Raw genomic sequence first — 12,547 nt, forward strand, 5'->3', positions numbered from 1 at the left:
AATACGGATTTAGATGCCCAAAAGTCTCATTTTTCTAATCAAAAGTAATTCCGCCATCCTTAACAGCCTTCAGCCATTCCCGGGCTATCAGATCATGCCCTGCTGTCGTCGGATGCACGCCATCCCATATCCAATACTTCGCTTCCGCGCGTTCACATGCATCGTTAAACGTCTGTTGCAGCGGTACGAATATAGCCCCGAATTCAATGGCCAGACTACGAACGATGGCTTGATATCGTTCTAACTGCTCCGTCCACACGTTCCAACGCTCTTCCGTAGCGCCTGTTTTCAATATAAACGGCTCGCACAATACAAGCTGCACATTCGGCAGCACTTCCTTCGTTTCTTCAAGCAAGTGGCGATAAGCCCGCTCGAACCGGTCGGTTACGCCCGTCGGCTCTTCGTTCACGATACGCCATGCATCGTTCACGCCGATCATAATGCTGATGACGTCCGGCTTCAAGCTGAAAGCATCCTCATTCCAACGCGCGTATAAGTCGGAGACCCGGTTGCCGCTAATGCCTCTGTTATAGAACACGGGCTGCGCTTCGGCGAACTCTCTGCCCAGCTCGGCGGCAGCAATGTAGGCGTAGCTATGTCCAAGCACATGATTTGGATCGTCGTTTCTCCCTCTTCCGCCATCCGTAATGGAGTCGCCCTGAAACAATACGACTTTGCTTTTCCCCATCCGCAATCATTCCCCTTAAACGAATATGTATTTTTCAAGATCATTATATACTAGCTGTACATTTCAAAATAGACCTAAAATACCTCAAAAAAAAACAGGCCCCGCGTCGCTTGGACGGCGGGACCCGCTTCATATCCGAATTAGAATACAAGTGCTTCTTCTTTGGCTTTGTTGATGCCTTGTTCAATAATTTCAGCCGCTTGGCCAGGCAGTTGGTTGTGGCCTTCAACGATAATCGTCGAGAAGTCAGTTACGCCGAAGAAGCTCATAATGTTGCGAACGTAGTTCAACGACATTTCTGCAGCTGCAGCAGGACCTTCGGAGTAGATGCCGCCTCTTGCGTTAATAAGAGCGACTTTCTTGTCAGGAATAAGGCCGACTGGACCTTGCTCCGTATATTTGAACGTTTTGCCCGCTTGGTAGATGTAGTCAATGTACGTGTGCAATACAGCTGGAATTGTAAGATTCCAAAGCGGGAAGCCGAATACGACTTTGTCGGCAGCAAGGAATTGATCGATATATTTGGCAGCAACATCGAAAGCCGCTTTCTCAGCAGGCGTCATGTCAATTCCGCGCGGTGCCTTGAAGTTGCCGTTGATCATGTCGGCGTTCATGTAAGGCAGTTCTTCTTGGAACAGGTCAAGCTCGATAATGGTATCCTCTGGGTGGCTTGCTTTATAAGCATCCAAGAACGCATGGTATAGTTTCACGCTGACAGCTTGCTCGATCGAACGGTCGTTTGCTTTAACGAACAGTATAGTGCTCATTTTGTAACCTCCAATAATATCTATATATTTTATTAGTTTCGTACTTTGTAGTACTTACTTTATTTTATATAGTTTGTTGGAGCGACGCATCGGCAATTAGACTGAAAATCAAGTCCTTCTTCGTCATCATCGATTAGGACTAGTCTTACGACTATCGTCTTAAGACCTTATGAGTCTCTACGGCTTCGTACCGCCGTTCATATGATGCTGGACCGCATATAATGCGGCCTGTGTCCGGTCCGAGAGCTGCAGCTTGCCCAAAATATTGCTGACATGCGTCTTGACCGTCTTCTCGGCGACGACGAGCGATTGGGCAATATCTTTGTTGCTAAGACCTTGAGCAATAAGCTGGAGCACTTCCTTCTCGCGCGGCGTGAGCGATTCGTGGCGCTCTGCTGGCTGGAAATCCGTAACGCTTCCGTCTCCCATATCCATAGACGTGCCTTCCGCTTCGTCAAGCCCTTGTCCATGTGGTTTAAACTGCGTCAGCAGCGCTCCCGCAATATCGGGATGAAGCTGAATATTGCCCTTATGCGCGCTGCGGATTGCCTCAGCGAGCTGCTCCGGCTCGACATCCTTCAGAATGTAGCCAGACGCTCCCGCCTGGAGCGCAGGCACGACATGGCTTTGATCCGCATAGCTCGTAAGAACAAGCACCTTGATATGAGGGTATTGCGCGGTTATGAGGCCGCATGCCTCAATGCCATCCATGACGGGCATATTCAAATCCATTAGAATAACGTCTGGTTGCAGCTTATCCGCCCTCTCCACCGCCTCCTGCCCGTTCCCCGCTTCCCCTACAATTTCGAAATCAGGCTGCATCGTCAAGAAGAAGGAAATGCCTTTCAATACGATTTGGTGATCGTCGACTAACAATAGTTTGATCTTCACGGTAACTCCTCATTCCTTGCTCATAATAGCTATGATTCATATTGATCAAGCGGCATCTTAACCGCGATAACGGTTGGTCCCCCCAGATTGCTCCTTACGTTGAATTGCCCCCCGAGCTGCTCCGCACGCTCACGCATCGACAGCATGCCAAGCGTCAAACCGCCCTTTCTATTATCGAGAGAAAAGCCGTTTCCCTTGTCCATTACTTCAAGTGCAACCTCTCCTTCAGCAAGCACAAGCTTGATGTAGGCGGTCGATATTCCCGAATGCTTGCGGACATTATTGAGCGCTTCCTGCCCGATGCGCCATAACGCTTCTTCAACAGCTCTCGGAAGCTGTTTCAGGCCGCTAACTTGCTCATATACGGTTAGTCCCATGCTCTGTCCATGCTGTTTTAGGGCGCTAAGCAAGCCGTTCTCAAGACCGGCCGGATGCAGCTGCCAAATAAGCGACCGCATCTCCTTCAGCGTCTCCTGTGACAACTGCTGTATTTCTTTCAACGATGCGCGAACATTTCCTTCTCTGTCCTGCAACAGCGTCTCCGCTCCCTTGGCTATGAACGATAAGGAGAATACCTTCTGCATGACCGAATCGTGCAAATCCCTTGCCACGCGATTTCGCTCCTCCATGCGCGCCAGTTCGCGCCTCTGCTCGTAGACGCGCAAATTTTCGACGCATAATGTATAGTGATCGCCCAGCGAGTACATAAAGTCCTCATGATATTCATCAAAATGTCCGCGGATTGGGCTGCTGATAAACAGTACGCCGATCGAGCGATTTCGCACGCGAAGCGGAATGGCCGCAGCCGAGGAATAAAGCGGAATGCCAACCCGCTCCAGTGAAGGACAGGCTATATGCTCCGCATTCGACACGATGAACAGCTTGTTTTGGCGGAAGGCCGTGCTAATCGGCCCGTTGTCATCGATGCTGAGCGACTTCCACTCCTCGTGAGCCTCGCCTTCGGTATAGAACGCTCGTAGGGACAACTCCTCGTTCTCGTATATGAATAGCGACACATGCGGCCAATTGAACGCATTGCCGATTTCTTGCACCGCTTTGATGGGAAGCTCATTAATGACGCCGATTGCGTGAATCCGTTGTATGACGTCGCTAAGCTTCGAATAATGCAGCGCATTCTGCTCCTGCGACTGATAAAGCCTGATTCGCTTTATTGCCGTTCCGATCTGAAAAGCAATGGCCTGCAGAAGTGCCAGTTCGTCCTCTGTAAAACATTCCTTGCCGGGATGTGCCACGTTGAGAAGACCGAACTTGTCTTTGCCCGCCTTCAGCGGCACCGTGGCATGATGCGAAATGCCGAGCGTTCCCTCCTCGAGCCCTTCGGCAATTGCGTATGTAATCCGTTTGCATTCAATTGTATTTACCGCATGATGCAGCTTGTTGCGCCTATACCGCTCGATGCACCAGCAATCCTCTCCGCACATAGCCTCCTGCCCGTTCGCCTCCAACGCCGGAGGCAGTCCATAAGCAGCTTGGCATTCGCTCTCCATCGACTCATCCATCATAAAGATCCAGCCCGTACTAAAGCCCGTCACCTGCAGAAGCTTCCCAAGCACCTCGCTCAGCATCTGCTTCATATCATTCGTCGTATTCAGCAGCTCCGCAATTTCTTTGAGCGCGGACAGCTGGTTCGTTCTATTTTCGCTAGACATCAGCAACGCACTCCTTATCGTAATCGCCGCTTACTTTATCGTATATAAGCCAGTATACCGTTTCACAACTGGCATCGTCGACGTCTATTCTTCACCTCGTACTACTTTTTTCCGAGAAGCGAAGTAACTCGATAAAACGAGAATAATGTCGAATATTATTAGAAAACGCTTGCCAAAACAATACTAACCTATGTAGAATCATCAAGGGCCATTTTTATTACCAATCTTATTGGCCTACGGAATGTTCCATTAGCGAGCTCAGCTTGCACTACAATTGAGAGGATTTTCGATTATGAAAAATGTAATTGGTGTTAATGAAAGACCGGCTATCGGCACAAGCATTATGCTTAGCCTTCAGCATTTGTTCGCTATGTTCGGCTCGACTGTGCTCGTACCGAATCTGCTTGGCGTCGATCCTGCCATTTGTCTATTGATGAACGGGATCGGCACCTTGTTATATTTATGGATTTGCAAAGGTAAAATCCCTGCTTATCTCGGCTCCAGCTTCGCCTTTATCGCCCCCGCCGGCGCTGTTATCGGCGACCAAGCGGCTGGCGGCGGCAGCTATGCGGCAGCTCTTGGAGGTTTCATCGCAGCCGGTGTCGTGTTCACGATTGTTGCCCTTATCGTTCAAGCAGCCGGGACAAGCTGGATTAACGTCGTATTCCCGCCAGCAGCAATGGGCGCTATCGTAGCGGTTATTGGCTTGGAGCTAATACCGGTAGCTGCCAAGATGGCAGGCTGGATTATGCCGGACGGACTTACGCCGGAGGAAGCGTCAAGCTGGTCGCCTGACGGCAGTATTGTTATTCTGTCCACGATCACGCTCGCAGTAACCGTGCTCGGGTCCGTACTGTTCCGCGGCTTCCTGCGCATCATTCCAATCTTGATCGGCATCGTAGTCGGTTATGTCCTTGCTTTTGCAATGGGGCTCACCGACTTTACGCTAGTAGGCGATAGCGGCTGGATTCAGTCGCCGACATTCACGGCGCCTGTTTTCCAATGGGCTGCAATATTAACCATACTGCCTGCCTCGCTCGTCGTCATAGCCGAGCATATCGGACATTTGGTCGTAACAAGCAATATCGTGGAGAAGGACCTGTCCAAAGAGCCTGGTCTGCACCGCTCCTTGCTCGGCAACGGTATCTCAACGATCATTTCCGGCTTCGTAGGCTCAACGCCGAATACAACATACGGAGAGAACATCGGCGTATTGGCCATTACGAAAGTTTACTCCACCTTCGTCATTGGCGGAGCTGCCGTGCTAGCGATCCTTCTATCGTTCTCCGGCAAATTCTCGGCGCTCATCTCCGGCATTCCCGTTCCCGTTATGGGCGGGATATCGTTGCTGCTCTTCGGGGTCATCGCGGCTTCCGGATTGCGTATGCTCGTCGAATCGAAGATCGACTATGGAAGACCGACGAATATGTTCCTAACAACCGTCGTTCTCGTTACGGGCCTGAGCGGCGTGAAGGTTACTTTCGGCGACTTCTCGCTGTCGGGCATGGCGCTTGCCACAGTGGTGGCGATCGTGCTCAGCCTGCTGTTCAAGGTGTTCGAAGTATTGAAACTCTCTAACGATACAGAAGCTACAAAACATTAAAGTAAAAGGGACGAAGCAATCATGCTTCGTCCTTTTTACTTTGTCTGACCGCATATACCACGCAAAAACAGGCTTGTATCGCCTTCGAGCGTCTAAGCCTCCTCACATATGCCTTCATACGATGAAGCAAAGGAGGGTGCAACCTATGCCCGCATATCGGATTATTGTTGACCTGTCTGACCGAATGCTTCATTTGCTGGATGATGATATCGTCGTACGCTCGTTTCCTGTCGGAATCGGTACGATGGTTACACAGACGCCGACCGGCGAGTTTACGATCATCAATAAACAAGCCAATCCCGGCGGACCATTCGGTGCCTTCTGGATGGGGCTCTCAAAGCCTCACTATGGCATACACGGAACCAACGATCCTTCCTCGATAGGCCATCTTGTATCGCATGGCTGTATTCGAATGTACAACGACGATGTCGTCGCGCTATCCAAGCTTGTCCCCGTCCGTACACGCGTTACGATACGACCTTGAAATAACAAAAAAATCCTTGCTGCTTGAGCAAGGATCGGGTTTGAATAAGTATGGTGCGGTAGACAGGATTTGAACCTGCACGTCCATGGGACACTACCCCCTCAAGATAGCGTGTCTGCCGTTCCACCACTACCGCACATATTGTGTTGCCTTCTCACTGCATTCGCTTCGAGGGAAGAAACAAATGGTGAGCCATGAAGGACTCGAACCTTCGACACCCTGATTAAAAGTCAGGTGCTCTACCAACTGAGCTAATGGCTCGTAAATGGTGACCCGTAGGGGATTCGAACCCCTGTTACCTCCGTGAAAGGGAGGTGTCTTAACCCCTTGACCAACGGGCCTTAAATTGCATTAGGAATTCACATTCCCTTGAGACAACAAAAATGATTATAGCAAACAAACTATCAACATACAAGCCTTTTTTCAAAAAAACTCTTCATCTATATTCTTCCATCAACCTTTTGCGGACTTGTTACAACGTCTTTGCGGTTTTCCTTTCATGAGCTTGCGCGTTTGCGGTCTAAGCCTTGTAGATTTGCGGTCGTAAAACTGCTAAATAGTTGCGAGGCTATACGAGCTCATTGATAATATTGAATGCTCGGAAGCCTACTTCTGTAAGTCTTTCGGACATTCGTCCTCTTCATATGTAACTAGCCAGTGTGGTGTGCGGCGTATGACGCAATATTCCGAAATGTTCGAAAACCGTCTCGACACTCATAAATTCGCTTGGTTCGTTAGTACCTAGCTCACCACGGAAAGCACGCGCCCGCCTACTACCGTGGATCGGAACCAGTACTCCGTTCCTTGCCAGTACAACTGCCAGACCTATTTGGTGCTAATTTCGTATTCGTATCGTACTGTCGAGGAATAACAAAAACCACATCATCATACTGATGTGGTTCTACATTTGGTGGAGATGAATCATGGCTATAAAGAACTGCCGCAGATCAAACTGAACATGCACAACAATCCTAGGATTGTTAACTCCAAAGATAAGGAATGGTTGGGTCATCAATAGGTAGTCTATCCTCGTCTACATTCTCAAAGTTATAAGGAACTGTATTTAAGTGAAGTAGGAGAGCCGGCTTGTCACCAATCGTTTTGAATCCATGCCAAACCCCGGTTGGAATTTGTATGAGCATAGGATTCTCTTCGTTAAGTATAATTTCCTTAATTTCATTACGAGTAGCAGACCCTTCTCTAGAATCATAAAGAACAACCAGCATTTCTCCTGATACTAAAGAGATTTGATCGGTCTGTATATGATGTCTGTACCATGCTTTAATAAATCCAGGATTAGTAGCTGTAATATAGACTTGGCCAAATCCAGGATATGTAGTTTCATCATTTCTTTGTACCTCTTGTAGGAACCCTCTATCATTTACAATCTTCTTTGTTGGTATCACGTTTACGCCTTCCATAGATATCCCTCCAATTTAAATTGTTCTACCTAGATAGTTATGTCAGCAATCAAAAACTTTACTAATTTTACCGATGCAAGCTGTGCATGTCAAGTTAAGTCTAGTGTAATTAGACATTGCGGAACCCTGGTTTATTTAAACCTTTTAATAATTCGATTACAATCTCTAAGCAATCTTGTAATTTTCCATGATCTTGATTCCAGGAACCTATTTATCTCAGTGTTCTTTTGTGCTATTTCGCTCTTCTTTTGCGCTATTTCATTGTTCATTTCTATTATTTCGCTGTTCTTTAGCGCTATTTCATTGTTCATTTTATTTATTTCGTTGTTCTTTTGCGCTATTTCATTATGTTGCCGTAATTCTTTTGCGTTAAACAGTTCAAATATCTCGTATTGCTTAATACGCTCAAGCTTAAAATTTATTTTTATATACGTAGCTTCTCTAAAATCCCCCAGCAATTCATAAATTGGGTCTATCGTTAAAAATATGTCATAACCATTTTGCTCCGACGTGGCATTATAATATCTAACCCCTTGATAAATTCCATCCGTTTCAACATGTAATATTTTACAACGAACAGCTTGTCCTTCAATCGGATCAAATCGTAAATTAAGTACTTGCTTATCAATCGATTTTTCCTCTTTAAAACTTTTTATATTGAATAACACCGAATAGTCACTGAACATAGTTTGAGAAACTATAAATTCACTTATTTTATATTCATCGGTATAGCCATTGCTAAAATTTAAATATAAATTCGTATTTAACTTAAGATCCTCGGATATGCATTTAAAAATATCATGCGTTCCGGATTCCTTTATTAAATCCATATATGTAAAATTATAAAGTTCCTTAATTTTTAACGCTTTTTCTTTATCATTCACTAGTTCTAGAAGTAAATTTAATCCGAATAATTTATGAATGTCTTGAGTATTTTGCTCTAGGCAAACCATTGCAAGCGCATATTCGATAACCATCTCATTGTTAATGTAATACTCTCTAGCCTGTGGGAATATTTCAATAAAATCAGCCGGGTTTTGTATCGCCAAAAACCGTTTTAAAATATTAAAATTTTCAAATCGTGCCCTAATAATTACTACCGGTCTTGAACCACTCGTATTTGATTCATTATTAAACACCCTGAATTTAACTAATTTTTCTTGCAGTATATGAATATCATATTTTGAACATACTTTAACCCATTTCAGAAAGTCCGGGGTTTGTGCATAGCCATAATCAAACAGTTCACATTCCTCATAGTACTCTTTCCTTATTAACACACTAGGATGGCATAAACAATTACCATGATAAAAAAAGTGGTTTAACCACTCAAACCTCGTTCTATTCACACGTTCAAAAATTTCAGAATAAAAATTGTTAGTATTTTGATAAGGTTCTCCATTCTCATCAATTATGTTTACTAAAGTAAATACTGCTGCACATTGTTCATTCTTATCAAGAAATGCTACTTGCTTTTCCAACTTCTCTTTCTCCCAAACATCATCAGAATGATGTACGGCAAGATATTTACCTGTAGCGCTTTTAATCGCATTATAAAAACCTTCATGCCTTATGTTTTTTTCATTTCTGATCGTTACGATTCTTTCATCATCGTAGCTTTCTATAATTTGCAAGGAATTATCGGTTGAGCAATCATCAACAATGATTAATTCATAATCTGTATATGTCTGGTTTAATACACTCTCGATACTTCTACCTATATATTTTTCATGGTTATATGATGTTAGAATAACTGAAACCTTTGGCATAATTCCTCCTACTGATTTTCATCAAGCTTGTTGCGAATTTTTTCATAAATTCTCAAAGAAATGGTATTTGCATCGATTCCATATACCGCTCTTAAATAATTTTGCGAACCAACGGCACTCGTATATACATCGTTTAAACCCATCCTTACAACAACTGCCTTAACAGCAGACTCAGCAATCACCTCTGAGACGGCACTTCCAAAACCTCCAACGATATTATGTTCCTCTAACGTGAAAATATAATCCACCTTGGCAGCAACTCCAAGGATTGTCGCTGAATCAATAGGTTTCACGGATGGAAAGGAATAGACAGCACAGCTCACACCTTGCAATTCTAATTTGATCGCCGCATCCAGTGCTTCATTTGCAATTGCTCCTGCTACAAAAATAGCAGTGTCCCGGCCATTCTTCAATACATTTGCCCTCAGTACATCGATACTTACATCAACACCTTCTTCGTGCAGATTTTTTTCACCACCTCTTCCAAGACGGATGTACACCGGCCCAGCCATTCCCACCGCGTACTTTGTAACTTCTTCCGTCTCAACCGGATCACAAGGAGCAAACACTGTCATTTCTGGCAACGCCCTCATGATAGCCATATCTTCTGTAGCGTGATGACTCATCCCTTGAGCTCCGTAGGAAAAACCTCCACCTACCGCAACAATCTTCACATTAGCTTTATGATAGGCTACATCATTCCTAATTTGCTCAAAGCACCTAGCAGTCGGGAAATTAGCGATGGAATACGTAAATACTGTTTTCCCCTCCATAGCCATCCCTGCTGCTACGGAAGTCATATTTTGCTCGCTGATACCTGCATTAATAAATCTATCGGGAAATTGATTCCTAAAATCGGTTAACACACCAAATCCTACATCACCAGTTATTAAAAATAAATTCGGATCGGTTTCGGCAAATTTCAAAATAGTTTCTACAAATTTATTTCTCATTGTATTGCAGCTCCAACTCCTTGATGGCATTGAAATAGTCTTCCCCTAGCGGGGCTTTATAGTGCCATAATATATCGTTCTCCATAAAAGAAACACCTTTACCCTTTATAGTGTTAGCTATAACACAGTTTGGTTTTTCATCATGCTGTCTACTTAGTGCACTTTTTAACTCTTTATGGTCATGACCATCGATCTCGGTAACATTCCAACCGAACGCTTTCCATTTAGCCGCTAAATCGATAAGTTCGATTGTATTCTCACAAAAATCTAAACTTTGCATTTTATTATGATCAATAATGACAGTTAAGTTTGATAATCTATAGTGATTCGCAAAAAGCGCTGCTTCCCATACGGAACCTTCATTGCACTCTCCATCACCAACAATAACGAAAACAGAGTGCTTCTTCTTATCACGTTTTGCTGCTAATGCCATGCCAGCCCCTACACAAATACCGTGACCCAAAGAGCCTGTGGATAGCTCCACTCCAGGCACGTCCTTATGTGATACATGTCCAGAAAGCTTACTCCCGTTTGAATAGTGGCTCTCAAGTTCACGGACATCAAAAAAACCTTTCTCTGCTAATACCGCATATACGGCTGCGCCAGCATGTCCTTTACTAAGGATAAACCTATCACGCAGATCGTTTCTTGGATTTTCAGGAAATATCGTCATAATATCATTGTATAAAACCGCTATAATATCCGCTATTGAAAACACTGACCCAATATGGGAGCCTCCTGATAAATGCGTCATTTCTATAGCATGTCTTCTTATTTTCCAAGCTAGCTGTATACTGTTCATATTAATACTCCCGCAAATAATGTTTTTACCATTATATCTGAATTTTCAAAAGTTCACTATTCCAATTAGACAATCGCATCGATAGGAACAGGAAGTTTATAACTGATTTATCCGCGTATACAAGGCCTCCTTGTCCCTCTCCATTTGTTGAAATGATCGATATTTAGCCAGTTCCAGCGCTTTTCGAATTTGTTGAACGCCTTGTTTCAGATTTTTTAATTGAACATCCTTTTGAAACGATCTTCGCAAAAAACTTATATTACACTGAAGCCTCGTTAGCTCTTCAATCAGCAATTGGCACGATATAGGGAAACCATGATTCGGTAATGTAAGTCCTCCAAAACCGAAAGGAATATCTTTGAAATAAGGTCTTATTGTCTCAACCGTTCCGTCAATCAGCGCTGTAAAAATATGTGGCGTTCTCCTTTCAATAGCTAGGTCATTCAAGCCTACGCAAACACGGGAAAGCGGCAATTGCGCTAACTCACGGGCTTGTCGAATAGCTGCTTCTGTTTCAATTAATATCCCGACATCACATCGCCTGTTAGCCCACTTCAAAATTAGTTCTACTTCTTCTACGGTCCGAACCATCGGCAGGAGTATCTCATCTGCCCCTCCCGATATGGCATTTTCAACTTCTACCGCTGAATGTGAGTAGAAACCGTTTATACGGCAAATCACTTTGGCAGTTGTCATTTGTCGCACTCTCCGCAAATCATCTACCGTATGTTGATTAATTTCAGTATCGGCGAACTGTTGTCTTTCATATTTACCAATATATTCCCAATCAACAACGATACTATCAATTCCAGCGTTTGCAGCATCAGGAATAAGCTCCGGTTTTGTTGAAAATAGTAGTAATGAAAATAAATCGTTCATCAATGTTCCCTTTCTACAGACAGTAACTTACGAGAAGCAATGAGTTCTTACTTATCTCAAAATAGTTACTTTGACGTGATTTTTTTTATTGATTTTATTGATTAATCTGTAACGGGGAAAAATAAATAGCAGCTTCTGAAGAATGGCTACAATTAATCTCTAGCATGACAGAAACCTTGACGGCTTTCCGAGTTCACGGACTACTACCCGGATATAAGGTTTATCCATTGCCATTCTCGTCAACAATTCGTCAACAACATCCCTATAGCCTTCAAAGACATTATGCATCAGAAAAAGAAAAAATAAAAAAGCCCTTGCGGCGCAAGGGCTTTATAAATGATTTGTATGGTGCGGTAGACAGGATTTGAACCTGCACGTCCATGGGACACTACCCCCTCAAGATAGCGTGTCTGCCGTTCCACCACTACCGCACATATGAAATTGTTGCTTCTTCGCTTCCTTCATTTCCATTCACTTCGAGGGTTGAAGCAAATGGTGAGCCATGAAGGACTCGAACCTTCGACACCCTGATTAAAAGTCAGGTGCTCTACCAACTGAGCTAATGGCTCTCATGAATGTTGATCAACTCTAGAGAGCTGCTTCACAAGCGATAAATCTGA

General features: G+C 44.4%; 11 protein-coding genes and 5 tRNA genes. 2 read left to right on the forward strand and 14 right to left on the reverse strand.

All coding sequences use genetic code 11. The annotated features are described in order from the left end of the window. Nucleotides 1-34: 34 nt before the first annotated feature. The 4 genes from AC0YN0_RS24620 to AC0YN0_RS24635 form a co-directional block, all read right to left on the reverse strand. Nucleotides 35-688 carry an SGNH/GDSL hydrolase family protein gene (locus AC0YN0_RS24620; RefSeq protein WP_475823631.1) on the reverse strand — a complete coding sequence of 218 codons (654 nt, stop codon included), beginning with the start codon at nt 686-688 and terminating at the stop codon, nt 35-37. A gap of 140 nt (nt 689-828) precedes the next feature. After that, nucleotides 829-1,455 (reverse strand): FMN-dependent NADH-azoreductase, encoded by a 627-nt coding sequence (locus AC0YN0_RS24625; protein WP_442052316.1) that lies wholly within the window; start codon nt 1,453-1,455, stop codon nt 829-831. Nucleotides 1,456-1,632: 177 nt separating this feature from the next. Continuing rightward, the gene (locus tag AC0YN0_RS24630) at nt 1,633-2,346 is read right to left on the reverse strand and encodes a response regulator (protein ID WP_475823632.1); all 714 of its coding nucleotides are present in this window, start codon (nt 2,344-2,346) and stop codon (nt 1,633-1,635) included. 29 nt (nt 2,347-2,375) lie between these two features. Continuing rightward, nucleotides 2,376-4,016: a GAF domain-containing sensor histidine kinase gene (locus AC0YN0_RS24635; protein WP_475823633.1), complete on the reverse strand. Its 1,641-nt coding sequence runs from the start codon at nt 4,014-4,016 to the stop codon at nt 2,376-2,378. 292 nt (nt 4,017-4,308) lie between these two features. On the opposite strand from AC0YN0_RS24635, the gene uraA reads away from it, so the two are divergent. Both uraA and AC0YN0_RS24645 read left to right on the forward strand, forming a co-directional pair. After that, nucleotides 4,309-5,619: a uracil permease gene (uraA, locus tag AC0YN0_RS24640; RefSeq protein WP_475823634.1), complete on the forward strand. Its 1,311-nt coding sequence runs from the start codon at nt 4,309-4,311 to the stop codon at nt 5,617-5,619. A gap of 145 nt (nt 5,620-5,764) precedes the next feature. Further along, nucleotides 5,765-6,103: a L,D-transpeptidase gene (locus tag AC0YN0_RS24645; RefSeq protein WP_442052313.1), complete on the forward strand. Its 339-nt coding sequence runs from the start codon at nt 5,765-5,767 to the stop codon at nt 6,101-6,103. 51 nt (nt 6,104-6,154) lie between these two features. Here the strand turns inward: AC0YN0_RS24645 and AC0YN0_RS24650 are convergent. From AC0YN0_RS24650 to AC0YN0_RS24695, 10 genes are all read right to left on the reverse strand, one after another. Next, a tRNA-Leu gene (locus AC0YN0_RS24650) sits at nt 6,155-6,239 on the reverse strand. Between the two features lie 49 nt (nt 6,240-6,288). Beyond that, nucleotides 6,289-6,364, reverse strand: a tRNA-Lys gene (locus AC0YN0_RS24655). Nucleotides 6,365-6,369: 5 nt separating this feature from the next. Further along, a tRNA-Glu gene (locus AC0YN0_RS24660) sits at nt 6,370-6,444 on the reverse strand. Nucleotides 6,445-7,083: 639 nt separating this feature from the next. After that, a complete protein-coding gene (locus AC0YN0_RS24665) occupies nt 7,084-7,524 on the reverse strand; it encodes a dTDP-4-dehydrorhamnose 3,5-epimerase family protein (RefSeq protein ID WP_475823635.1) in 441 nt (146 codons plus the stop codon). Between the two features lie 131 nt (nt 7,525-7,655). Continuing rightward, complete coding sequence (locus AC0YN0_RS24670; RefSeq protein WP_475823636.1) at nt 7,656-9,293, reverse strand: glycosyltransferase family 2 protein; 1,638 nt, start codon at nt 9,291-9,293, stop codon at nt 7,656-7,658. Between the two features lie 8 nt (nt 9,294-9,301). Beyond that, nucleotides 9,302-10,246: a transketolase family protein gene (locus AC0YN0_RS24675; protein ID WP_475823637.1), complete on the reverse strand. Its 945-nt coding sequence runs from the start codon at nt 10,244-10,246 to the stop codon at nt 9,302-9,304. After that, nucleotides 10,236-11,048, reverse strand: coding sequence for a transketolase (locus tag AC0YN0_RS24680; protein WP_475823638.1), 813 nt, complete (start codon nt 11,046-11,048; stop codon nt 10,236-10,238). The genes AC0YN0_RS24675 and AC0YN0_RS24680 overlap by 11 nt, the downstream gene beginning before the upstream one ends. Nucleotides 11,049-11,144: 96 nt before the next feature. Beyond that, nucleotides 11,145-11,927, reverse strand: coding sequence for an aldolase/citrate lyase family protein (locus tag AC0YN0_RS24685; protein WP_475823639.1), 783 nt, complete (start codon nt 11,925-11,927; stop codon nt 11,145-11,147). Between the two features lie 346 nt (nt 11,928-12,273). Further along, nucleotides 12,274-12,358: transfer RNA gene (locus tag AC0YN0_RS24690), tRNA-Leu, on the reverse strand. Nucleotides 12,359-12,420: 62 nt separating this feature from the next. Continuing rightward, nucleotides 12,421-12,496 (reverse strand) — tRNA-Lys (locus AC0YN0_RS24695). Nucleotides 12,497-12,547: the final 51 nt, after the last annotated feature.

This window comes from Paenibacillus sp. J22P218, assembly GCF_056269195.1.

What these genes read in the sequence shown, in the direction of transcription:
- AC0YN0_RS24685 (WP_475823639.1), bottom strand. Translation starts at nt 11,927, where the DNA reads ATGAACGATTTATTTTCATTACTACTATTTTCAACAAAACCGGAGCTT.
- AC0YN0_RS24620 (WP_475823631.1), bottom strand. Translation starts at nt 688, where the DNA reads ATGGGGAAAAGCAAAGTCGTATTGTTTCAGGGCGACTCCATTACGGAT.
- AC0YN0_RS24670 (WP_475823636.1), bottom strand. Translation starts at nt 9,293, where the DNA reads ATGCCAAAGGTTTCAGTTATTCTAACATCATATAACCATGAAAAATAT.
- AC0YN0_RS24675 (WP_475823637.1), bottom strand. Translation starts at nt 10,246, where the DNA reads ATGAGAAATAAATTTGTAGAAACTATTTTGAAATTTGCCGAAACCGAT.
- AC0YN0_RS24680 (WP_475823638.1), bottom strand. Translation starts at nt 11,048, where the DNA reads ATGAACAGTATACAGCTAGCTTGGAAAATAAGAAGACATGCTATAGAA.
- AC0YN0_RS24645 (WP_442052313.1), top strand. Translation starts at nt 5,765, where the DNA reads ATGCCCGCATATCGGATTATTGTTGACCTGTCTGACCGAATGCTTCAT.
- uraA (WP_475823634.1), top strand. Translation starts at nt 4,309, where the DNA reads ATGAAAAATGTAATTGGTGTTAATGAAAGACCGGCTATCGGCACAAGC.
- AC0YN0_RS24635 (WP_475823633.1), bottom strand. Translation starts at nt 4,016, where the DNA reads ATGTCTAGCGAAAATAGAACGAACCAGCTGTCCGCGCTCAAAGAAATT.
- AC0YN0_RS24625 (WP_442052316.1), bottom strand. Translation starts at nt 1,455, where the DNA reads ATGAGCACTATACTGTTCGTTAAAGCAAACGACCGTTCGATCGAGCAA.
- AC0YN0_RS24665 (WP_475823635.1), bottom strand. Translation starts at nt 7,524, where the DNA reads ATGGAAGGCGTAAACGTGATACCAACAAAGAAGATTGTAAATGATAGA.